Source organism: Peribacillus sp. B2I2, assembly GCF_041261685.1.
Taxonomy (GTDB): Bacteria; Bacillota; Bacilli; order Bacillales; family DSM-1321; genus Peribacillus.
This window is the reverse complement of record NZ_JBGCCB010000001.1, coordinates 1,623,887-1,647,161: the sequence shown is the minus strand read 5'-3', so window position 1 is coordinate 1,647,161 and position 23,275 is coordinate 1,623,887. Positions and strand designations below refer to the sequence as shown.

Annotated in this window: 25 protein-coding genes; all 25 read right to left on the bottom strand. The window is 42.7% G+C overall.

The features are described 5' to 3' along the window. Positions 1-295: 295 nt before the first annotated feature. The 25 genes from ABIE66_RS08375 to sdaAB all read right to left on the bottom strand — a co-directional run bounded on the left by ABIE66_RS08375 (position 296) and on the right by sdaAB (position 23,057). A complete protein-coding gene (locus ABIE66_RS08375) occupies positions 296-568 on the bottom strand; it encodes an EscU/YscU/HrcU family type III secretion system export apparatus switch protein (protein ID WP_370014392.1) in 273 nt (90 codons plus the stop codon). Then, positions 565-1,782, bottom strand: coding sequence for a hypothetical protein (locus tag ABIE66_RS08370; RefSeq protein WP_370014391.1), 1,218 nt, complete (start codon positions 1,780-1,782; stop codon positions 565-567). Before ABIE66_RS08370 ends, ABIE66_RS08375 begins: the two co-directional genes overlap by 4 nt. Continuing rightward, positions 1,782-2,486, bottom strand: a complete 705-nt coding sequence (locus tag ABIE66_RS08365; RefSeq protein WP_370014390.1) for a hypothetical protein — start codon at positions 2,484-2,486, stop codon at positions 1,782-1,784. The genes ABIE66_RS08370 and ABIE66_RS08365 overlap by 1 nt, the downstream gene beginning before the upstream one ends. A 13-nt stretch (positions 2,487-2,499) precedes the next feature. Next, a complete protein-coding gene (locus tag ABIE66_RS08360; RefSeq protein ID WP_289324370.1) occupies positions 2,500-3,285 on the bottom strand; it encodes a ribonuclease HII in 786 nt (261 codons plus the stop codon). Positions 3,286-3,472: 187 nt separating this feature from the next. Continuing rightward, positions 3,473-4,345, bottom strand: a complete 873-nt coding sequence (gene ylqF / locus ABIE66_RS08355; RefSeq protein WP_289317177.1) for a ribosome biogenesis GTPase YlqF — start codon at positions 4,343-4,345, stop codon at positions 3,473-3,475. A 17-nt stretch (positions 4,346-4,362) separates the two neighbouring features. After that, positions 4,363-4,923 (bottom strand): signal peptidase I, encoded by a 561-nt coding sequence (gene lepB / locus ABIE66_RS08350; protein WP_289317178.1) that lies wholly within the window; start codon positions 4,921-4,923, stop codon positions 4,363-4,365. A gap of 220 nt (positions 4,924-5,143) precedes the next feature. Further along, positions 5,144-5,491, bottom strand: a complete 348-nt coding sequence (gene rplS / locus ABIE66_RS08345) for a 50S ribosomal protein L19 (RefSeq protein WP_034313702.1) — start codon at positions 5,489-5,491, stop codon at positions 5,144-5,146. 130 nt (positions 5,492-5,621) lie between these two features. Continuing rightward, the gene (trmD, locus tag ABIE66_RS08340; protein ID WP_370014389.1) at positions 5,622-6,356 is read right to left on the bottom strand and encodes a tRNA (guanosine(37)-N1)-methyltransferase TrmD; all 735 of its coding nucleotides are present in this window, start codon (positions 6,354-6,356) and stop codon (positions 5,622-5,624) included. After that, the gene (rimM, locus tag ABIE66_RS08335) at positions 6,356-6,874 is read right to left on the bottom strand and encodes a ribosome maturation factor RimM (protein WP_289324368.1); all 519 of its coding nucleotides are present in this window, start codon (positions 6,872-6,874) and stop codon (positions 6,356-6,358) included. Before rimM ends, trmD begins: the two co-directional genes overlap by 1 nt. 10 nt (positions 6,875-6,884) lie before the next feature. Next, positions 6,885-7,271, bottom strand: a complete 387-nt coding sequence (locus ABIE66_RS08330; RefSeq protein WP_230158129.1) for a YlqD family protein — start codon at positions 7,269-7,271, stop codon at positions 6,885-6,887. 224 nt (positions 7,272-7,495) lie between these two features. Then, entirely contained in the window at positions 7,496-7,726 is a 231-nt protein-coding gene (locus tag ABIE66_RS08325) for a KH domain-containing protein (protein WP_289317181.1), read from the bottom strand. 12 nt (positions 7,727-7,738) lie between these two features. Next, a complete protein-coding gene (gene rpsP, locus ABIE66_RS08320; RefSeq protein ID WP_034313715.1) occupies positions 7,739-8,011 on the bottom strand; it encodes a 30S ribosomal protein S16 in 273 nt (90 codons plus the stop codon). 152 nt (positions 8,012-8,163) lie between these two features. Further along, positions 8,164-9,504 (bottom strand): signal recognition particle protein, encoded by a 1,341-nt coding sequence (ffh, locus tag ABIE66_RS08315; RefSeq protein WP_289317182.1) that lies wholly within the window; start codon positions 9,502-9,504, stop codon positions 8,164-8,166. A gap of 11 nt (positions 9,505-9,515) precedes the next feature. Continuing rightward, entirely contained in the window at positions 9,516-9,848 is a 333-nt protein-coding gene (locus tag ABIE66_RS08310; RefSeq protein ID WP_061462382.1) for a putative DNA-binding protein, read from the bottom strand. 270 nt (positions 9,849-10,118) lie between these two features. Beyond that, positions 10,119-11,135 (bottom strand): signal recognition particle-docking protein FtsY, encoded by a 1,017-nt coding sequence (gene ftsY, locus ABIE66_RS08305; RefSeq protein WP_370014388.1) that lies wholly within the window; start codon positions 11,133-11,135, stop codon positions 10,119-10,121. Between the two features lie 26 nt (positions 11,136-11,161). Next, positions 11,162-14,725: a chromosome segregation protein SMC gene (gene smc / locus ABIE66_RS08300; RefSeq protein ID WP_370014387.1), complete on the bottom strand. Its 3,564-nt coding sequence runs from the start codon at positions 14,723-14,725 to the stop codon at positions 11,162-11,164. Positions 14,726-14,745: 20 nt separating this feature from the next. Continuing rightward, a complete protein-coding gene (gene rnc / locus ABIE66_RS08295) occupies positions 14,746-15,489 on the bottom strand; it encodes a ribonuclease III (protein WP_289318437.1) in 744 nt (247 codons plus the stop codon). Positions 15,490-15,729: 240 nt separating this feature from the next. Beyond that, positions 15,730-15,963, bottom strand: coding sequence for an acyl carrier protein (locus ABIE66_RS08290; protein WP_034313729.1), 234 nt, complete (start codon positions 15,961-15,963; stop codon positions 15,730-15,732). A 57-nt stretch (positions 15,964-16,020) separates the two neighbouring features. After that, positions 16,021-16,764 (bottom strand): 3-oxoacyl-[acyl-carrier-protein] reductase, encoded by a 744-nt coding sequence (gene fabG / locus ABIE66_RS08285; protein ID WP_289317185.1) that lies wholly within the window; start codon positions 16,762-16,764, stop codon positions 16,021-16,023. Further along, positions 16,761-17,708 (bottom strand): ACP S-malonyltransferase, encoded by a 948-nt coding sequence (gene fabD / locus ABIE66_RS08280; protein WP_289324364.1) that lies wholly within the window; start codon positions 17,706-17,708, stop codon positions 16,761-16,763. Before fabD ends, fabG begins: the two co-directional genes overlap by 4 nt. Positions 17,709-17,738: 30 nt before the next feature. Next, positions 17,739-18,725, bottom strand: coding sequence for a phosphate acyltransferase PlsX (gene plsX / locus ABIE66_RS08275; RefSeq protein WP_370014386.1), 987 nt, complete (start codon positions 18,723-18,725; stop codon positions 17,739-17,741). Between the two features lie 24 nt (positions 18,726-18,749). Then, positions 18,750-19,307, bottom strand: a complete 558-nt coding sequence (gene fapR / locus ABIE66_RS08270) for a transcription factor FapR (RefSeq protein WP_289317188.1) — start codon at positions 19,305-19,307, stop codon at positions 18,750-18,752. Positions 19,308-19,424: 117 nt separating this feature from the next. Next, the gene (gene recG / locus ABIE66_RS08265; RefSeq protein ID WP_289324363.1) at positions 19,425-21,476 is read right to left on the bottom strand and encodes an ATP-dependent DNA helicase RecG; all 2,052 of its coding nucleotides are present in this window, start codon (positions 21,474-21,476) and stop codon (positions 19,425-19,427) included. After that, positions 21,473-22,357, bottom strand: coding sequence for an L-serine ammonia-lyase, iron-sulfur-dependent, subunit alpha (gene sdaAA, locus ABIE66_RS08260; RefSeq protein ID WP_289324362.1), 885 nt, complete (start codon positions 22,355-22,357; stop codon positions 21,473-21,475). The genes recG and sdaAA overlap by 4 nt, the downstream gene beginning before the upstream one ends. 37 nt (positions 22,358-22,394) lie before the next feature. Continuing rightward, complete coding sequence (sdaAB, locus tag ABIE66_RS08255; RefSeq protein ID WP_370014385.1) at positions 22,395-23,057, bottom strand: L-serine ammonia-lyase, iron-sulfur-dependent subunit beta; 663 nt, start codon at positions 23,055-23,057, stop codon at positions 22,395-22,397. Positions 23,058-23,275: the final 218 nt, after the last annotated feature.

Genomic DNA, 23,275 nt, shown 5'->3' with positions numbered 1-23,275 from the left:
ATCATCTATTTTGTTTCTGAACTTCTATTACAACAAAACCCATTCCAGTTATAAGACTAGTAAAAACACCTCCTATCAAAGCCTTTATCGCCATTTTAATCCAGACATCCTTTCATGAAAAATTTGGGTTTCCATTGTGTTGATTCATAGGAAAAGCAAAAGGACAAAGCTATGGCTTTGTCCTTTTGCTGATAGTTTAGTATTTTTTTAATATAATGAAAATTCGTTATTGTTTTCCCTAAAATTCTACATGAACCAACATGAATCTCTTTAGTGAAATTAAATAATCAGTCTCCTACCGATTCATGTCCTTGTCAACTTTATAAATGAATGCAAATACCTCAGCAACAGCTCCGTACAATTCTTCGGGAATTGTTTGATTCATATCTAATTGACCTAAAAGTGCAGCAAGCGATCCGTCCTTTTGGATCGGTATATCCAGTTTCATAGCCTTTTCCAGAATATTTTCAGCCGTTTTACCTTTCCCCTTCGCCAATATGACGGGAGCCTTTGATGTCGTTTGATCATACTTTAAAGCAATCGCTTCTTTTCGTCTATCATTTTTCATATTCGAATATCCACTCCACTATATGGACCTGTTTCTGAAAAAGGAACGGATTTCAAACCCTTGTCCCTCTCTTTTCCATTCACGGGATTTACAAATGAAACCCCTGATAATTTGTAATCCATTTTTTCCAGATTCTCTCTCAGGAGGTCTAGATATTGATCAGCTGCCTCTTCAAGGACTGCACCATACCCATTAATGACAGTCACTTTTATGATTCGATTTTGAACCTGCATGTCGATGACCACCTCTTTAAGGCGTTCTAGTTCTAAATAAAATAGGACTCGGCAGTAATTCGGGTCTATCTTGCCATCTTTTGTTTTCCTTCCGCTCCATTGTAATGTTAGGTCCGTTTGTGTAGATCCCAGATTAAGCGGAAGTGTAAGGAGCAAATTCTGAATCGGCCCATTTTCCTGTGAAAGGATCTGTTGAGCAGTAACCCGATTAAGGATTTGTTCTGCCATCTCCTTTATGGCTCCCGGAATTTGCTCATTCAGCAATTTAAGCAGCAGTGGTTTAAGTGTCTCTAAATCCTTCGAGAACTCTGACATATCATCTCCAGAACGATTAATGAGTGCATGTTCCAGCTGAAGACCAAGGATCTTGGTCCATTCTTTAAGTTGGTGTGCAACTGATGGCCCATTTGTGAAATCGATTGTTTGAAACTCAGCATCCAATACATGTGCAAGGGCCAGTTTCTCATTACCCATGACGGATAGAGCCTCAGGAAGCTGTTTAAGCGACTGAAAAAGCAATTCAGCCACCATACCCTTCGACTTAACCACCTGCTCTGTATCCTTATTCAAATAGCCTAAAAGGTCATCCACTACTATTTTTCCGCCTACTCCCTTTATTTCTGCCGTTGCTTCTGTAAAAGTACTCTCAAGCAAACGAAAGGCAAGAAGAGAAAGTTTTTCTGCAGAAATGTTTATTTTCTGAATCGATTGGATATCAGGTCTCATTTTTGCCCCTTCATGATCAAGTCCGTTCAATATGCGATTTATATTCAATTCTATATCTTCAACTTTACCAAATGCTCCGATTTTCACCTTGGAAAGCAATTGCAATCCTTGGTGTAATTTTTCAATCGCTGAATTTTCCGGAATACTGGACCTCGCCTCAGCTCCATAAATTAAATCCTCCAGAAAAACAGATTCCGTTATTCCCTTTGGAACAAAACCCGTTTTTTGAAGCAGGGAAAATGCGCCGGATTTCATTACGGGTGTTGAATCGGAATCCAGCCAGCGGTAACTAGCTTTTGCAAACCGATTTGTTGTAGCTGGTTCTTTCTGGCAACATGCAAGGAATCCAATACCTCCATAAGCTTGACAGCCGTCCTCGTTTCCGAACCCCAACCCTGCAGTAGCTGTTCAAGGCCACTGAGCAGTTTGTGGAAAGGTTCGCCTTTAGCCTGTGCAAATAATGCATAAAATACTTCTTTTACAAAAGGCAATTGCTGAACGAACATTGTTTTTATGACTGGCAGACCAACTTCTTCAGCATCAGCAGCTTTTAGCCATTGCAAAGCGGACTGAAAAGTTTCCTTGGTTATCGGGAGACGATTTTTCAGGAGATATTCGGCAAGCTTCGCTGCGGCCGGTTCGTGCGTCATGCCGAGATGAGCGGTTAATTGTGCAGCTGTTCCCTTTAAGCTGGAATAGTTCAAATTCAGGGGATCTAACGCTTTTAACACGACCTTCCCCTCATTTGTCTGCTGTACTTGAAACCAATACCTTTCACCTGTCCGAAGCGGGATATCGAGAGTGGCAATCATTTTTTGATGGCCAATCTGTACCTCGGCCGTCTGGTTAGGAGAAACCTTATTCACTTTGCCGAAAAGGATTTGCCCGTTTTTCAAACTTGCAGTTCCATGCATTTCAACGGGTGAAGATACGGTTTGACCGCTTGTTATGGATTGCATCACTCATCCTCCCTTAGTCCTTCGTTCGTGCAGCGATTTCCTTTACTGGTGCAAAACTTCTTCTATGCCAAGGTGTAAGCCCGTGCTTGTCGAGCGCTTCTAAATGTTGGCTTGTCCCATAACCCATGTGCTTGTCGAAACCATATTCCGGATATTTTTCACCATATTCCTTCATCATCCTATCACGAGTCACTTTCGCGATAATGGAGGCCGCAGAGATGGTAATGCTTCTTGCGTCCCCCTTTATGAGTGAAAGCTGCGGAATCGGCACATCCAGTTCCATCGCATCGACCAACAAATGATCAGGAAGTTCTGAAAGATCGTTCACTGCGGCCACCATCGCTTTTTTCGTAGCTTGGTATATATTGATTTCATCAATTACTTCGCTATGTACAACACCTATACCTATGGATAGTGCTTCCTTAAAAATCATTTCATAAAACAGTTCCCTTTTTGACTCTGGAATCTTTTTAGAATCATTCAGCCCTGGCAAATAAAAAGATTCCGGCAAGATGACTGCACTCGTCACAACTGGTCCTGCCAGCGGCCCTCTCCCTACTTCATCGATACCAGCAAGAATGGAAAACCCCTGTTTTCGCAATTGCCGCTCAAACTCCGTCATTTCCGTGAAAGCATCCTTTACCTGTTGTTCTTTTTCATAGGCTCTTTGCCATTTGCTCACTAAGTCGGTTACACCCTTTCGGCTGTCCTCCCGGCATTCCTGTAAAAATAAATCTCCAGGCTCACTTATTGTCTTTAACTTTGAGGAGATTTCCTTAATGCTCATTGCAGTTTTCATCATCTATCACCCATCATATTAATTATCGGCAGTCTTGCTTTCCTTCTACAGTTCAAACAAAAATACGGAGTGGAAAAGAGACATCAAAAAGAAATAACCTTTTCGACATCCAACTCCAGCTCCGTATCAACCTTTTCACTGACTGTCTTCAAAAATCAGGTCAATGTCTTGTAAATTCTACTTAATGTTATTCGGGGATATTATCTTCTTCATAATCCTTAGGGACCTCAAACGTAAGCGGACCCATCTTTTCTGAACGGATTTCACGTACGACCAACTCTGCGGTTTTGTCATAATCAATGAAGCCTCCAGATGCTAAACAGCCCCTGAACTTTCCGACCGCATCGAATAGTTCGAGCGTTTCCTGAGGAATTGCATCCAAGTTATAACGGGATTTCAATCTATCCGGATATTCTTTTTCCAAAAAGCGAAGACCGTATAACGAAACTTCGTGCAAGTTTAAAATCGTATCCTTGATCGCTCCTGTCAAAGCAAGCTTCAAGCCTACTTGCTGATCCTCGAATTTAGGCCAAAGAATCCCCGGCGTGTCCAGCAATTCCAATTCCTTACCAACTTTTATCCATTGCTGTGCTTTCGTGACACCAGGTGTATTCCCTGTTTTGGCAATGTTCTTTTTGGCAAGTCGATTTATTAAAGTTGATTTCCCTACGTTCGGAATACCTACTATCATGGCGCGGATCGCTCTCGGTTTTATTCCTCTTGATTCCATCCGGTCATACTTCTCTTTTAAAAGTTTTTTAGAAGCAGTTGTAATCTGGTTTAAACCGTTTCCTGCCTGTGAGTTAATGGCTATTGCCGTTTTTCCCTGCGATTTATAATATTCAAGCCACTTATTCGTTTTTACAGGATCGGCCATATCAGCTTTATTCAAAAGGATAACCCTCGGTTTATGCTGTATGATTTCATCGATCATCGGATTTCGTGAAGATGCCGGAATCCGGGCATCCACAAGTTCAAAGATGATGTCGATCAGTTTTAATTTTTCTGTTACTTCCCGTCTTGCTTTGGCCATATGGCCAGGGAACCACTGTATTGTCAATGGAATCCACCTTCCTACTATTCCGCCAATCGAAGGTCTTCGATCGGCCAATAAACTAATTTAGTTTTTCCTAACACTTTATCGTAAGGAACGACACCAACGCCAATATGGCGGCTGTCCTTACTGAAACGGCGATTATCCCCTAAGACGAATAGGTGGTCTTCAGGCACCGTTCCTTGTTCTATGACATCACTTAATGTAAAAGGTTCCGTCAAAGCCCCGCCATCAATCAATTGTTTTTTATATTCATCCAAGTATGGCTCAGAATAAGCTTTTCCATTCACGTAAAGAGTATCATCTTTATATTCCACTTTTTCCCCTGGCAATCCGATGACCCGCTTTATGTAATCCTTGCCTTCTGGAGCTTCGAAAACGATAATGTCGAATCTTTTCGGTTCACCAATCGAATAGGAGATTTTATTAACGATCATGCGGTCCGTATCCTTTAATGTCGGCATCATGGAATTACCGTCCACAACAATAGGAGCCAGGAGGAAATAACGAATCAGTGTCGCAGCTATAACCGCTATTATGACCGCCTTTGTCCATTCCCACAATTCATTTTTCTTTTTCGCCATCCTTACCCACCCTTTTAGAAAGCATATCAACAATTATTTTAACATGTTGCGGACGCTATAGCGAGCAAGATTCTATATGGTTTTTACCTTATCTGTGCATTGATGGTTTCTTAAAGTGCAAAAAAGGGAGCCTGATAAACAAGCTCCCTTTTTGCATGATACTGTTTGGTTATTCACCTTATGTGGATCATGGTAAACCCGCATGAAGATATTCGAAGAATTAACGACGAATTTCTTTAATACGTGCTTTTTTACCACGAAGTTCGCGTAGGTAATAAAGTTTCGCACGACGTACTTTACCGTGACGGATAACTTCTAGTTTCGCAATTTTTGGTGTGTGAACAGGGAAAGCACGTTCTACTCCAACGCCGTAAGAGATCTTACGTACTGTGAAAGTTTCACTAACTCCGCCGCCACGACGTTTGATTACAACGCCTTCAAACAACTGGATACGTTCGCGAGTTCCTTCAATAACCTTTACGTGTACACGTACTGTGTCACCAGGTCTGAATGATGGAAGATCTGAGCGAAGTTGTTCTTTTGTGATTTCGTTAATAAGATTTTGCATCGATTTCAACTCCTCCTGGACGCTCTTGCAAATACTTATTGTTTGCAGCGGAACATCGTTATAAGACTGAGCATTTTGCCCAAGTCACAAGGTATATCCTATCATACTATAAACGTCGATGCAATAGACATCAGTCTTCTTTTTCAATCTCGGACATTAATTTTTTTTCAACTTCCGATAGTTCATAGCTATCGAGCAAATCCGGACGTCGCATCCAGGTTCTACGCAGAGATTCCTTCATCCGCCATTCATCGATTTTTTTATGATTTCCGGATATTAGCGGATCGGGAACTTTCATTCCCCGGAAATCTGCAGGTCTAGTATAATGGGGATGCTCTAATAATCCAGAAGAATAGGAATCAAGAATCGGGGAGTCAACATTTCCCAGAACGCCAGGAAGCAAGCGAACAACACTGTCAATAATGACCATTGCACCCAATTCCCCGCCTGTAAGCACAAAGTCACCAATCGATATTTCATCCGTGACGACATGCTCCCGGATGCGCTCATCATACCCTTCATAATGCCCGCAAATGAAAATGAGATGTTCTTCTTTTGCAAACTCTTCAGCTTTTTTCTGCGTGTAACGCTCTCCCTGAGGGCAAAGCAGGACCACCCTTGGGGTTAGCTCCGCTTGCCCTTTAAGAGCCTCCACAGCATCAAAAATCGGTTGTGCCTTCAATACCATTCCGGCACCGCCGCCATACGGATAATCGTCTACCGTCGAATGCTTATTATCTGCATAATCTCGGAAATTGGTCACCTTATAGCTGACAGCTTGCTTTTCTGCAGCTTTTTTTAAAATTGACGAACCGAATACCCCTTCGAACATTTCTGGAAAAAGCGAAAGCACATCGATTTTCATCAGTCTAAAAGTCCTTCCATCGGTGTAATGATGACCTTTTTAGCGGAAATATCTACTTCTTTTACAATTTGTTCAATATACGGGATCAAAATATCCTTACTGCCAGCTTTCTTAATGACCCAAACATCATTGGCACCAGGCGTAAGAACCTCAATGATTTCCCCAATTTCCATACCTTCATCCGTAAATACCGAACAGCCGATGATTTCATGGAAGTAGAACTCACCTTCGTCCAATTTACCAAGCTGTGCTTCCTTGACTTTCAGGACCCCGTTTCTAAAAGCCTCGACCTGTCCGACGTTATAATAGTTCTCGAACGTCAATAGGTTAAAGTTTTTATGGGTGCGGTGCGACCTGATGACAAGCGGCAAAGGCTTTTTATCCGTGTCCCTAAATAAATACAGTGTATTTCCCACTTTGTATCGTTTTTCAGGAAAGTCTGTTGAAGAAATAACACGGACTTCTCCTAAAAGACCATGTGTGTTGACAATTTTACCTACATTAAACCAATTTTCCATTCTTTCACCTCTAACGAATTTCCGAGACGATTCCATCTTTAATGACAATGGTCTTCGTTGCCATGATTTCGTCCCAATCTGCCCCAATTTCCACATCAATGATACTTTGAACTTCCCGTTCCTTCAATTCGCTTCCGGTGGGAAGGATCTCCAACTGCTCCATTTGGAATTCAAGCAGTTTAATTTTTTCTTGCCTCTGGTTTATTTCTTTTTCGAAATGAGCACGGAGACTGGCAGGCTGGAGATTTCTTGTTTTTTCAAGCTTTTTCAGTTCAAAGCGAAGCTGTTCACTCTCTTTTTGAAGCTGAAGGCGTTTTGACTTGTACTTCTCGAGGAGCTGATTCTTGCTGGATTCCGTTAATACTTGGTTAACGATTACATTTTGGAGAATTTTCATTCCAGCACCTCCTATTATCTATGATTTCTTATTTCCTTCAAAAAATATGTATGATTGGGTAATCTTTTTGAAAAAGGGGGGGCATTCTCCTAAGTATAACGTAAATCGGTAAAAGATGCGTCTTAAAAAGGCGTAAAGTTTAAACTCAAGGTCATAATCAAATAGGATCCAAGGCGGGATTTCACTTTCTTGAAGTACAAAAAAAGGAGGGGTATTAGCCCTCCTTATTCGGAAATCTCCAAATAGATTTTCTTCTGCTGTGAAGATCCTGCTGCATATACCACAGTACGAATCGCCTTAGCAACACGCCCTTGTTTACCGATGACTTTACCCATGTCCTCCTTATGAACGGAGAGGGTATAAACAATCCGGTCGGACTCTTCCTTGGAAGCCACGATGACCTCTTCCGGATAATCCACAAGTGCTGAAACAATCGTTTCAATTAGTGCTTTCATCAACTACGTCGATTACTTGCTGTTTTTTGCAACATGGAATTTTTCCATGATGCCTTGTGTTGAGAATAAGTTACGAACTGTATCAGATGGTTTAGCTCCATCTTGTAACCATTTAAGAGCAAGCTCTTCGTTGATTTCAACTTTAGCTGGTTGAGTCACCGGGTTATAAGTTCCAACCACTTCAATGTAACGTCCGTCACGTGGTGAACGAGAATCTGCAACTACAATACGATAGAAAGGAGATTTTTTAGCTCCCATACGTTTTAAGCGAATTTTTACTGCCATTTTAAATAAGCACCTCCGAATAGTTTCACACAAGATAGTATAATATCAAATGTCTTGTATGTTTGTAAAGGTTTTTTTCTTAACAGGTGTAAAAAGTGTTGAAATACATGGCTTTGACCCGTATTTCCGCCAGTTTCGACCTAAAAAAAACCTTACATGAACGGGAATTTGAATCCCTTTTTCTTACCTTTTTGCATGTTCGTAACCTGTTTCATCATCTTTTTCATTTCTTCGAATTGCTTCAGTAGACGGTTCACTTCCTGAATCGATCTGCCGCTTCCTTTGGCAATCCGTTTCTTGCGGGATGCATTCATGGTTTCTGGATGTTCCTTTTCCTGCGTTGTCATTGAACGGATGATAGCTTCGACATGACCGATCTGTTTCTCATCGATCTGAAGGTTGTCCATCCCTTTCATTTTATTCGCACCGGGAATCATTTTCAGAATATCATCAAGCGGTCCCATATTCCGCACCTGACCAAGTTGCTCAAGGAAATCATCAAAGGTAAAAGTGGCTGTACGCATCTTTTTCTCTAATTCTTTCGCTTTTTCTTCATCTACATTGGCCTGTGCTTTTTCGATAAGGGTCAATACATCACCCATGCCAAGGATCCGCGAAGCCATCCGTTCTGGATGGAATGCTTCGAGTGCATCCAATTTTTCTCCCATACCGACGAATTTAATCGGCGTGTTGGTGACTGAACGAATCGAAAGTGCCGCACCACCACGTGTGTCCCCATCAAGTTTCGTTAATACGACACCAGTCAGGCCTAGCTGTTCATTAAAGCTTTGGGCTACATTGACCGCATCTTGACCGGTCATCGCATCGACAACCAGGAAGATTTCATCAGGTTTTGTCAATTCTTTGATATCCTTCAGTTCACCCATCAAGTTTTCATCAACATGAAGGCGGCCTGCGGTATCAATCAACACATAATCATGATGTTCTTCCTTAGCTTTTTCAATCGCCTGTTTGGCAATTTCAACAGGACTAACCTGGTCCCCAAGGGAGAAAACAGGCATGCTTAATTGTTTGCCAAGTGTTTCAAGCTGCTTAATCGCCGCCGGACGGTAAATATCAGCCGCAACGAGCAATGGCTTGCGGTTGTATTTTTTTCTAAGAAGATTGGCTAGCTTTCCGGTGGTCGTCGTTTTACCTGCACCTTGAAGCCCTACCATCATAATGACGGTCGGTGGTTTCGAGGCAACAGCAATCTTGCTCTGTTCGCCGCCCATCAGATCCGTCAATTCTTCCTTTACTACTTTAATTACCTGCTGACCGGGGGTTAAGCTTTTCAGCACTTCCTGACCTACCGAACGTTCACTGACACGTTTTACAAAATCCTTCACGACTTTAAAGTTAACATCCGCTTCAAGCAGGGCCAATCGAACTTCACGCATCATTTCTTTAACGTCCGCTTCGTTGACCTTCCCTTTTCCACGGATCTTTTGCATCGTGCTCTGCAGTCGGTCGGCCAATCCTTCAAATGCCATATTGCCGCCTCCTAATCCAACTTCTCAAGCGTTGTGATTGCGTCTAGCAGCTTCTCTTTTGAAAAGGAATCCTTTTCTATGAGTCCCTTCATATTCGCAATCCACTGGTTACGCTCTTGAAATTTTTGAAATAACAATAGCTTAGCTTCGTATTCCTCAAGCATCGCTTCTGTTCTTTTTATATTATCATAGACTGCCTGCCTACTGACTTCGTATTCATCGGCAATCTCGCCAAGAGAGTAATCATCCAGATAGTAGAGGGACATGTAGCTCTGCTGCTTCTCTGTTAACAACGATTGGTAAAAGTCATACAAATAATTAATCCGCGTTGTCTTTTCAAGCATCTTAGCAAGCCTCCCTGCTGTTAAGTGAAAACCCTTTACAAGTTTATATTGTATAGCCTTGTTTATTTGATGTCAAGTTAAACTCCTTACCACTTGTTTGCAAATCATTATTTTTTTCTTTTTCCCGCTTCAAGGAGGATTTCCCCTCCTCTTTTTTAGGTAGTTCTTCTGCTAGATCACAGTGAGTCCCATAATGATCTTGAGTCCTCTTGGAAAAATGGTCAAAAAAAAACCAGAAGAGAAAATCTCTTCCGGTTTACACTTTTTTTCTTAAACCTCTTCTTTATCGATGATATCTGCAAAAAGGCCATAAACATATTTCTCAGCATCGAATTCCTGCAGATCGTCCATTTTTTCACCAAGCCCGACAAATTTAACCGGAATGGCCAATTCATTGCGAATTGCCAAGACAATTCCACCTTTTGCCGTGCCATCAAGCTTTGTTAAAACAATACCGGAAACATTGGTCGCTTCCTTGAATGTCTTGGCTTGAATGAGGGCATTTTGTCCAGTTGTTGCATCAAGGGTAAGCAACACCTCGTGTGGTGCGCCGGGTACTTCACGTTCAATTACACGTTTCACCTTTTCCAATTCCTTCATTAAATTCACTTTATTCTGTAAGCGACCGGCAGTGTCACAGATCAGGATATCAGCCTTTCGTGCCTTGGCGGCCTGAATCGCATCGAACATGACCGCTGCAGGGTCAGAGCCTTCACCCTGTTTGATTACACTGACACCCACACGCTCTCCCCAAACCTCTAGCTGTTCAATCGCACCGGCACGGAAAGTATCCCCGGCAGCCAATACAACAGATTTTCCTTCTTCCTTGAATTTATGGGCAAGTTTTCCGATTGTCGTCGTTTTGCCTACCCCATTAACCCCTACAAACAAGATGACCGTCAAACCTTCTTCTTGTATATTCAAGCTTGAAGTTGCCTCTTCATTGCCTTGGTAGATTTCAACAAGCTTTTCGGAAATGACGGATTGCACTTCCCTCGTATCAGAGATATTGCGGAGTTTGACTTCCATTTTCAATTGATCAATTAGTTCCATCACAGTATCAAAGCCTACATCAGCTTGTATTAGGATTTCTTCAAGTTCTTCAAAAAAGTCCTCATCCACCTTCCGATAACGGGCAACAAGTTCATTAACCCTTCCAGTAAAGGAATTTCTCGTCTTTGTCAAACCTTGCTTGAATTTTTCCCCAATGGATACTTCTGCTTCAACTTCTTTTTCTTTTTGTTCCTGGGTCGTAAATTTCTCTTTTAGCTTTTTGAAAAAACTCATTGTCCCACTTCCTCTAATTAATGAATTTAAACTTCAATAAAGTTTTCCGATTCTTCCATCCTGACGGAAACAAGTTTGGAAACACCCGACTCCTGCATCGTAATGCCATATAGGACATCAGCCTCTTCCATCGTACCTTTACGGTGGGTAATCACGATAAACTGCGTTTCCCTGCTGAACTTCCTTAAAAATTGGCTGAACCGGACGACATTCGCCTCATCAAGGGCTGCCTCGACTTCATCAAGGATACAGAAAGGCACCGGCCGCACTTTTAGAATGGAGAATAAAAGGGCTATGGCTGTCAATGCCCGTTCTCCCCCGGATAAGAGGCTCAAATTCTGAAGTTTTTTTCCAGGCGGCTGTGCAATGATATCTACCCCTGTATTTAGTAAATCATCCGGATTAGTCAGTTTCAGCTCAGCTCTGCCTCCTCCAAATAAAGCTTTGAAGACTTGTTCGAATTCTTCACGGATCGAATAAAAGGTATCGGCAAAGCGTCGCTTCATTTCATCATCCATTTCATCGATGACTTGGAATAGTGTATCTTTTGCCTGTTGAAGGTCTTCCTTTTGGCTTAGAAGGAATTCATAGCGTTCAGCTACACGGGCATATTCATCAATCGCACCTATATTTACCGTTCCTAATTCCTCGATTGCAAGCTTGATGAGCTTCACCCTTTTTTGAGCTTCTTCTATAGGCATCATCAATGGATACTGTTCTTTAGCACCTTCAAAGGAAAGCGTATATTCTTCTCTCAAGTGGTCGAGGCGATTTTCCAGTTCCACATCCAGACGAGTTAATTTTACTTCTTCATCCTTTATCACTTCAACAATGCCTCTATAAACTCGATTTTCTTCCTTCAAGGCCAGTTCAAGCGTTTCAACTTGTTTTAAAAGTTCATTTTTTTCCTGTTTTTTTATCGTGATTCCTTCAATTGCTCCATTTTTATCGAGCAATTTCTTCTGCGCCATATCTTCCAGGGACTCTTCCCCGCTTGAACTGTCTGTCATTTCATTGGTCAGGAGCCCCAAATCATCTTTATTTTCGGCAAGCCTGCTTGTTTCCTTTGAAAGATCCGCTTCAATGCGTTCCATCTTCTCTTTTTGGTTTTGTAACTGCCCGCGCTTAGAGGCCAGTGTTACCCTCAGTTCATTCGTTTCTTCAGCAAGGCTCTCTTTTGAGGATTGTTGAGATTGCTTTTGTTCCGTCATGTCGGAAATTAACCGGTCAAGCCCTTCAATTTCCGTTTTACATGATTCCAAAAGTTCTTCCAGCTCTTCAAGTCTTGCTGTTTTTTGCTGTTGTTCTTCTAAATATGAATTTTTATCCAAATCATATAGGTGGAGCCGGTCATTCACATTTCTTTCCTGTAGCTCCACTTCACGAAGTTCGCCCTTGAGGGTTTGTTCTTGTAACCGAAGGCTCTCTCCTGTTTTTCTCGTTTGTTCAAGCGTTTGCTCTTGAACACCCACATCCACTTTGAGCTGTTTAACCTGCTTTTCTAGCTGGTTCGTTTTCGCTTCCATGGCGGCAAGTTTTTGATTGAGCTCTTCCAATTCCGTTTTCCTCGAAAGCAAGGAAGTCGTTTTTTGCTTTAAGGCTCCACCAGTCATCGAACCACCTGGATTGACGATATCCCCTTCAAGTGTTACGAAGCGGAAACGGTGCTGCATCATTTTCGCCAAATCATTTGCACCCTTTAAATCTGTGGTGATTATGACGGTTCCTAACAGGTTTTCCGCAATTGCTGCATGTCTATCATCATATTGGATCAATGAGGAACCTGTCCCCACAAAAGCTGAATGGCTCTTCAGCATCGATAATTGGTTCACTGAAATCTCTCTTGCCTTTATGACTGACAAAGGCAAGAACGTTGCACGTCCATACCTATTTTTCTTCAAGAAGGAAATGGCTTCTCGTGCATGCTCTTCGCGTTCCACGACCACATGCTGCATCGCTCCGCCTAGAGCCGTTTCTATGGCCGTTTCATATTCCTTTGGAACCTTTATCAATTCCGCAACTGCCCCTTCAATGCCTTGAAGGGTTTCTTTCGCTTTCAAAACTTCTTTAACACCCTGAAAAAAGCCTGCATAATCCTCTTCCATTTCTTCAAGAAGTTCCTTACGTGATTTTGCCTGTTGAAGGAATTGATAGGCCTTATATAGGGTGGTTTCTTGTTTTTGATACGTATCTTTTGCCGCATTCAATTTATTCTGCTGATTTCGGAAATAAGTGACATGCTCTTCAAGCTGCTTGGTCACATTGGCCATCAGCTGTGAATATTCCACTTTTTTCGCAGTGATATCCATTCTTTCGGTTAAGAACTTTTCATTTTCCATATCAAGTTTAGCATTTTTATGTTCCTGCTGTGTTAGCTGCTGAAGCAGGTACTGTTTTTCGTTTTTAGCCGTGGCCTGCTTGTTCAACCACTCGATATAGTCACTCTTTTTCACTTCAATCATGGCTTCGATATCACTATTGAATAGGCCTAAGCTTTTTTGTTTTTCATGCAGGCTTTCCTGTATCCCTTTTACTTCCAAGTTCAATGCATTCAGGATTTCCGTTTCTCTTTCCTTTTGCAATGATAAACGCTCGACAGCAGCCTCACCTTCCACAATCGCTTTTTCAAGCTGTGACTTGTTTTGGGCAGCATTTTTTTTCCGTTCTTTCAAAACCTCTTTACGGCCTTCAAGCTTTTCAAGTTCTTCGCTGGCATTCAGAAGAATTTCCTGAAGTCCATTGATCGATGTCTCAAGCGTCGCAAGATTATCCCGAAGCTTTTTGAGATGCGCTTCCCTATCATGAAGCTGCCCTGCCATTTGCTGTTCCATTTCATTATGTTTTTCAAGTTCCTGGGACAGGTTTTCCCATTTTTCATAAAGTTCTTCTATTTCAAAAACGGTTAAAGCTACTTCTATTTGCTCAAGCTCTTCTTTCTTCTCCAAAAATTCCTTGGCGAGGGAAGACTGAATTTTCAACGGTTCCACCTGTGCCTCCAATTCATGGAGGATATCATGGACACGGTTTAAGTTATCCTGCGTTTCCGTCAGCTTCGATTCCGCTTTTCGTTTCCTTGTTTTATATTTCAGGACACCGGCGGCTTCTTCAAAGATCACTCTTCTTTCTTCTGCCTTACTGCTCAGGATTTCTTCCACTTTCCCTTGGCTGATGATGGAAAATGCTTCACGCCCAAGACCAGAATCCATGAACAGGTCTATGATGTCTTTCAGACGGCAACCTTGATTATTAATGAAGAATTCACTTTCTCCCGATCGATAAACCCTTCTTGTCACACTGACTTCATGAAAGTCAATTGGTAGGGAATTGGTCTCGTTATCTAGGGTCAATGATACTTCTGCAAAATTCAATGCTTTCCTCGTGTCACTTCCCGAAAAGATGATATCTTCCATTTTTGCTCCACGCAGCGATTTTGCAGACTGTTCTCCAAGCACCCATCGGACTGCATCGGTCACATTACTTTTACCGCTTCCGTTCGGTCCAACCACTGCCGTGACACCAGGTACAAAATCAATCGAAATTTTTTCTGCGAAAGATTTAAATCCTACAACGTCCAAGCGTTTGAGGAACATGACCTTTCCCCCTCTACTGTTCAACTATCTTGTTGGTTTTTTTCTTTTAAAACGATCAATGCATGCTCGGCAGCATGCTGCTCCGCTTCTTTTTTGGACTTTCCTATACCAGATCCCAGCTCTTCCCCATTCAGAGAGACGGTCGAAACAAACTCACGATTATGGGCTGGTCCTTTTTCCTGCAAGATCTTATATTGCAGGACACCGATAGCATCACGCTGGATCAGCTCTTGAAGCTGGCTCTTATAATCCATCACATGAGAAAAAGCACCCTCGTCTATCTTCGGAAACACAACATTTTTTAAAAACTGTACAACTGGCTCTAATCCTTGATCAAGGTACAAAGCCCCAATATAGGCTTCGAATACATCCGCAAGCATGGCAGGGCGTTCTCTTCCACCTGTCATTTCTTCCCCTTTGCCGAGCAATACATATTCCCCGTAAGAAAGGCTATTGGCAAAAGCAACAAGTGAAGGCTCACACACAATAGCTGCCCTTAATTTGGTAAGTTCACCTTCGCTCATCATCGGATATTTTTGATATAAGTATTTAGAGATGGTCAGTTCAAGTACAGCGTCTCCCAAGAATTCAAGCCTTTCATTATCTTCATAAGGCTTACGGCGATGCTCATTCACATAAGATGAATGTGTAAAAGCTTGTTTCAATAAATTTTCATCTTTAAAATGAAAACCAAGACTTTCTTGCAACTGTTTGAATTTATTATCCTTGATTGATGGTTTACGATTATTTCCGTTCCTACGCATCACACAAAACCCTCCACAACGGTTCAAAAAACATATTTTTCCTATATATAAAAAGAAACCTGGCAGGAATTCCTGTCAAGCTTTCCTATGTACCATCATACATTATTATCCGCTTAAAGAAAACTAATGGCAAAAGACCACTGCCATGCAGGCGGAGCCTTATCGCCTCTGCATCAAACTTCTTTAAGTATAAGAGAAAGCCCCGTTAAAAAACGGAGCTTCTAGTCAAATGACAATTCATTACATAGTGCTTTGTATGTAATTCACAGCATCACCTACTGTGGCGATTTTTTCAGCGTCATCGTCCGAAATTTCCATATCGAACTCGTCTTCGAATTCCATGACTAGTTCAACTACATCTAGGGAATCGGCACCAAGATCTTCTTTGAAAGAAGCTTCAAGTTTTACCTCTGATTCTTCTACGTTCAAACGATCTACAACGATTTTAGTTACTCTTTCTAATACATCTGCCAATGTGTTCACCTCCCCTCAAAACATTATAAATTAATTTTGAAAAAAATCAAAGGAAACTTACATGACCATACCGCCATCTACATGAAGAGTTTGCCCAGTCATATATTTGCTGGCATCAGAAGCGAGGAAAGACGCCACTGCAGCGATATCTTTAGGGTCACCGAACCGGGCAAGCGGAATTTGGTCCAACATGGCTTTTTGGACGTCTTCAGGCAATTCCCCTGTCATATCCGTCGAGATGAAACCGGGGGCAATCGCATTGACCGTAATGCCTCTTGAAGCAAGTTCCTTTGCCGTAGTTTTAGTCAGGCCGATCACACCAGCTTTGGCCGCTACATAATTAGCCTGCCCTGCATTTCCGCTGACGCCGACGATCGATGCCATATTGATGATCCTGCCGCTGCGCTGCTTCATCATTTGTCTTGTGACTGCTTTTGTGCAAAGGAACACTCCTTTAAGATTCGTATTGATCACCGAATCCCATTCCTCTTCTTTCATGCGCATCAATAGGTTGTCACGTGTGATACCGGCATTATTAACCAGAATATCGACTCTGCCAAACTGTTCGACAACTTCCTTGATCATACTTGTCACAGATTCACTATTTGCAACATCGCATTGGACGGCAAATGCTTTACGGCCCAATGCCTTGATTTCATCCACCACTTCATTCGCTTTAGCTTCACTGCCAGAGTAGTTGATGGCAACGTCTGCTCCCTGACGGGCAAGTTCTAAAGCAACTTCCCTGCCAATACCTCGTGAAGCTCCCGTTACAAGTGCTTTTTTACCTTCGAGGATCATGCTTGTTCCCCCTTCAATGTTTCAATAGTTTTAGTTAGTGTATCTATATCGGAAACCGAGTGAATTTGAACGGAACGATCAATTTTCTTAATTAATCCACCCAATACTTTCCCAGGGCCAACCTCGATGAACGTATCCACGCCCAATTCAAGGAGATTTTTTACACTGTCCTCCCAAAGTACCGGCGAATACAGCTGTTCGATTAATTTTTCTTTTATTTCAGCAGGTGCAGTAATCGGCTTGGCCGTTACATTTGAAATGACAGGAATTTCTGCCTGTTTGAAGCTAACTTCATCTAGGACCCCCTGTAACTTTTCTGCAGCCGGTTTCATCAACTCCGAATGGAACGGTCCACTCACTTCAAGAGGAAGAGCCCGTTTAGCCCCGTTCTCCTTAGCTTTTTCACTTGCAAGTTTAACCCCTTCTGAAGTACCTGAAATGACGATTTGCCCCGGACAATTAATATTGGCTAATTGGACGGATTCCCCTGTGGCCGTTATTTCAGAAGTCACTTCAGATAGAGCTTCACGGTCCATTCCCAGTATCGCAGCCATTGAGCCTTGACCATTCGGTACCGCAGCTTCCATGAATTCACCACGCTTACGCACAGTATAAACGGCATCTTCAAAAGAAATTGCACCTGATGCCACTAAAGCTGTATATTCACCTAAACTATGCCCTGCTGTATAATCGGGTTTGATTCCCGCTTCTTGCAACTCCTTGACAAAGGCATAACTCGTGGTCAATAGAGCTGGCTGCGCATTATAGGTTACCGTTAATTCTTGTTGTGTGCCGTTAAAGATCAGTTCGGAAAGTGGAAAATCAAGTTTTTCATCAGCTGTTCGAAAAATTTGCTGAGCACGCTCGTTTTCCTGAAATAAGCCATGGCCCATTCCTATTGACTGTGAACCTTGTCCTGGAAAGACAAAAGCAATTTTACCCATTTGTTACTCCCCTGCCTCTACTAAGATTTATTATTGTTTTTCTATCGTCTTTGCAATGGTCGATATGACGTCATTGCCAACCATATCGCGAGTCTGGCGTATTGCATTATAGACTGCGTTCGCATCTGAAGAACCATGCGCCTTAATGACAGGGGCCTTCAAACCGAATAGGCCAGCACCGCCATACTCCGAATAATCCATTTTATTTTTAATGCCTTTTAGTTCAGGCTTTACCATTGCTGCAGCCAACTTACTCTTGATGTTGCTCATCAAGGCCGTTTTCACCATTTTAAATACACCCATAGCAGTACCTTCTAGTGTCTTCAACACCATATTTCCCGTGAATCCGTCCGTTACGACAACATCTGCAGGCCCATTTAGGAGGTCCCTGGCCTCTACGTTACCTATAAAGGATATCTCCGGTGATTGCTGTAATAATGTAAAGGCATGCTTAGTCAGTTCATTCCCCTTTTTTTCTTCCGTTCCAATATTAAGTAATCCGACACGGGGCTTTTCAATTCCCCGCACTTTTTGGGTATAAACAGAACCCATTATGGCGAATTGAAGCAGATGCTCCGGTTTCGCATCGGAGTTCGCACCTACATCCAGAAGTACAAAACCTTTACCATCGATTGTCGGAAGGGTGGGAGCTAAAGCCGGACGTTCAATGCCTTCTATCCTTCCAACAACAAACAGGCCTGCAGCCATTAGCGCACCGGTATTGCCTGAAGAAATGCACGCATCGGCTTCTCCGTCAGCGACTTGTTGTGCCGCCAATACCATCGAGGCGCTTTTCTTGCGGCGAACCGCACGAACCGGTTCATCGGTACTTAATATTTTTTCATCAGTATGTACAACCTTTATTCGACCGTGTTTCGCTAAGTATTGGTTAATCTCTCTTTCATTTCCCACCAAGGTAATTTCCACATCGGAAAAAGTCTCGACAGCTTTCATTGCTCCCAAAACCTGTGCTTTGGGAGCATTATCGCCACCCATTGCATCTATTGTTATTTTCATTTTCTTTCATCCTTTACTAGAAAGTTAAGAGCGATACATTTCGAACTCGCCTTTAAAAACCAGTTCATTACCCACGTAGCTTCTAACCTCCACCACGGAGCGATCGTTGGTGTGGTCCACGTTTTTAACCTTCGCTTTAGCTACCACTCTTTCATTTTCCTTTACAGAACGAGTAAATAAAATGGATGCTTTTGCAGTTAATGCCAGTTCATCATTTATGACCGCTACAGCTAATGAATTTGCTTGGGCAAAAAGGTGATGTCCCCTTGCAATCCCATTCCGCTTAAAGACATGCTCTTTATTTATATCCAAAATCGAAATTGCATTGTCATCTAAATTAAGATCAATTACTTCCCCGATGATTTCATCCAAAGGCAATGCCCTGATTTCGTCACTGAATTTCTTCTCGGCCACGTTTTTAATACGTTCACGCAGTTCCGGTATCGATAATTCAAGACGGTCAAGCCTAATAGTCTGGACGCTCACGGAATATTTTTCAGCCAGCTCCTCATCCGTTACAAAAGGATTCTGTTTAATCGTTTCGATTAATAATTGCTGGCGTTCCTTCTTATTTCTTCGCATTTGAAGGTCACCATCCGTAGTATTATGACTAGGTACTAATAGTAGTATATATATTTTAAAAACAGATTGCAAGATATTGTGGAAAATCTCACAATCTGTTATTGATTTTCACTCGGTTCAGTCCAGTTTTTCTCCCGTAAATACGCCCGTTCCCTCTAAATAGTTCCGAAGCGGCGCATACTCCGGGGAATGCCAAAAGCTTTGTGAGGCAATTAATTTTGCTGCATCCACCCTTGCCACTTCCAGGGTCCTGTAATCATGGACCATGTCCGCTACTTTGAACTCAGGAAGACCGCTTTGTTTTTTACCGAAGAAGTCCCCAGGTCCCCGAAGTTCCAAATCTTTCTCGGAAAGGGCAAAACCATCGTTTGTCTCGGTCATGATTTTCATCCGTTCTTTGCCGACTTCCGTTTTCGGATCAGCCAGGAGGATGCAAAAGGACTGATCACTCCCCCGTCCAACCCTTCCCCGTAACTGATGCAACTGTGAAAGCCCAAAGCGCTCCGCATCATAAATGACCATTACCGTTGCATTAGGAACATTCACCCCAACTTCGACAACCGTCGTGGAGACAAGGATTTGTGCTTCATTTGCACTAAACTGCTGCATCACTTCGTCTTTTTCATCAGCTGGCAGACGCCCATGCATGAGTCCCACTTTATACCTGTTCGCAAAGTACTGTGTAAGCATTGCATGAACATCAAGAACATTTTGTAAAGAATCAAGTTTCTCCGATTCCTCAATCAATGGACAGATGATGTATGCCTGTCTCCCTTGCTTTAGTTCCTTTTCGACAAAAGTCAAGATCCGATCAAGCATTTGGTGTTTCGCCCAATAGGTTTCGATCGCTTTACGACCAGCCGGCATTTCGTCTATCGTGGAGACGTCCATTTCTCCAAATACTGTAATTGCGAGCGTTCGTGGAATCGGTGTTGCCGTCATGAACAGGACATCTGGATTTGCACCTTTTTCACGAAGGATCCGACGCTGTTCCACTCCGAAACGATGTTGTTCATCCGTAATGACAAGACCGAGGTTCCGAAAATTCACTTCATCCTGTATCAATGCATGAGTTCCTATTAAAAGGTCGAGTTCCCCGGATTCCAGCATTTGCAATAGTTCCTTGCGCTTCTTGCCTTTTACCGAACTAGTCAACAATGCGACCTTTACTCCACTGGGTTCCAACATGGCTTTCAGGGATTGTGTATGCTGCTCAGCCAGAATCTCCGTCGGGACCATAAGAGCACCTTGGAAACCTGCTGTAATCGTCGCCTTCAGGCATATGGCGGCCACCACCGTTTTTCCTGACCCGACATCCCCTTGAAGTAGACGATTCATCCGATAGGGAGATTTCATGTCATTCAATATTTCCTCGACAACCCTATTTTGAGCATTAGTTAAAGGAAAAGGAAGAGTTTCAACGAATTTTTCCACTTGCTTCTCGTCAAACTCCTGGCCAATTCCTTTTGACTGCTCTCGCTGCACTTTACGAAGCGCCTGCATTTTAAGTTGAAACAATAAAAATTCTTCATACACAAAACGGCGTCGTGCCTTTTTCACATCATTGGCCGATAGAGGGAAATGCATGGTACGAAGAGCATCGTTACGCGGCATCAGTTTGTATGTCGCCAACAATTGTATGGGCAGATTTTCTTCGATCAATGTCCCATACTGGGAAAATGCATTGGAGATAAAGCGGCGCAGCCCTTTAACAGTAATGCTGCCCTTCACTGAATACACAGGTTCGAACTCTTTCTCCCGGCTATGATCACCAACATGGCATTCCGATCCTGTAATGGTTTGGCGATGCCGATCCCATTTTCCAGTTACCGTTACGGTTTCGCCTATCGCAAGCTTTTGCTTCAGATATGGCTGGTTAAAAAAAATGACATTTATTAAATATCTCCCAGTCAATAATTTAATAGTAAGCCTGGATTTTTTCTTACCAAAGTAACCTAAAGTGGGCACCGTATGAATCTTTCCTTCTACGGTAACCCTCTCATCATGCTCAACCGTTTCTAAATCCCTCAATCGGTAATCTTCATAGCGATAGGGAAGGTGCTCAAGGAGATCCGCGACGGTATGGATCTCCATTTCCTCCAAAGCTGCTGCCGTTTCTCCCCCAATGCCTTTAACTGCCGTTATGGGTTCCTGTAAAGTGGAGTTCACTTCTTATTCAGCGGCAAGCCAAAGATTTTCGCTTCCAACTCCCGTCCAGTCGGTGTAGCCGCTAAACCTCCTTGTGCAGTTTCCCTTAGAGCAGATGGCATCGTTTGCCCGATTTTGTACATCGCATCAATTACTTCATCACACGGTATGCGGCTTGTAATCCCCGCTAAAGCCATATCTGCGGCAACCATAGCATTAGCTGCCCCCATGGCATTCCGCTTCACACAAGGTACTTCCACAAGCCCAGCAACAGGGTCACATACAAGACCAAGCATGTTCTTTAATGTGATGGCCATTGCTTCTGCACTTTGTGCCGGTGTTCCTCCTGCCATTTCAACGATGGCTGCAGCTGCCATGCCCGAAGCAGAACCGACCTCCGCCTGACAGCCCCCTGCAGCTCCAGAGATCGAAGCATTATTCGCTACTACGAAACCAAATGCCCCTGCTGTAAATAGGAACTCAATTTTCTGTTCCCGATTAGGTTTTAATTTATTTTGCAAAGCAAAGAGGGTTCCAGGCACAACACCCGCTGATCCGGCAGTGGGTGTCGCACAAATCGTTCCCATGGCTGCGTTCACTTCGTTTGTTGCCACGGCTTTGCTGACAGCATCCAGCAGCATTTCACCGGATAAGGAATTTCCGGATTTAATGTAATTCTGAAGAAGGACTGCGTCCCCGCCCGTAAGCCCGGAAACGGATCGCACACCTTGGAGTCCCTTTTCCACAGCCTGCTCCATCACATCCAGGTTGACTCCCATTTGATGGATGATTTGTTCACGGCTTTTTCCCGTTACTTCCATTTCCTGTTCTATCATCAGTTCTGATATTTTTTTCTGCTTTGAGTCAGCTAATTCTATTAATTCCGCTACATTCCGAAACATGATATCTTCTCCTTCCTAAGTGGAAACGATTGCCCTATCAATCAACAATCCTCGCAACTTGGGTGATGTTGGGGAGTGCTGTAATTTCATCGATGACGTGGTCCTCCAAGTTATGGTCCACTTCAATGGTCATCAAGGCCATCTTCCCTTTCTCCTTACGGGAGACTTCCATCTGGCCAATATTGATTTGATGCTTAGCTAAAATGTTTGAAACATTGGCAATGGCACCAAATCGGTCATCATGAACGACGAGTATGGCAGGATTGTGGCCAGATAGCCTCAATTTAAACCCATTCAATTCGATGATTTCAATCTTTCCCCCGCCAATCGATATTCCGGCAAGTTCCAGTTCGCCATCATCATCGCCCACCGTTATTTTTGCTGTATTGGGATGTTCCGGTACGGCTTCTTCTTCGCGAAAAGTAATTTTCATTTTCTTTTTGCGGGCTATTTCCAGCGATTCTTTAATTCTCTCATCAAATGTATCAAAATCAAGTAAGCCTCCTACAATGGCTACATCCGTTCCATGGCCTTTATAGGTTTTGGCAAACGATCCGTAAAAAGAAATATGGGCCCATTTTGGTTCCCGGTCGAATAAATTCCTGGCAACCCTTCCGATTCTCGCAGCTCCTGCTGTATGAGAACTAGAGGGACCAATCATAACAGGACCAATTATATCGAATACACTTCTAAATTTCATGAATTGCTCCTCCTTCTTTAGAACTGAACCCAAAGGAAACACTGGGAGTTAGTTTAATAATAACGCCATATTTATTGTAATTCCAAGCGTGCTGTCCCTAATCCTTCATTTCATAAAAAATAAAACTGCATAGCCTAATGACATATGCAGTTTATTGCCTTTTATTTTTTTCTGGATCCTTCAAAGAGACGATTAAATCTCCCTTATCTTCATGATTC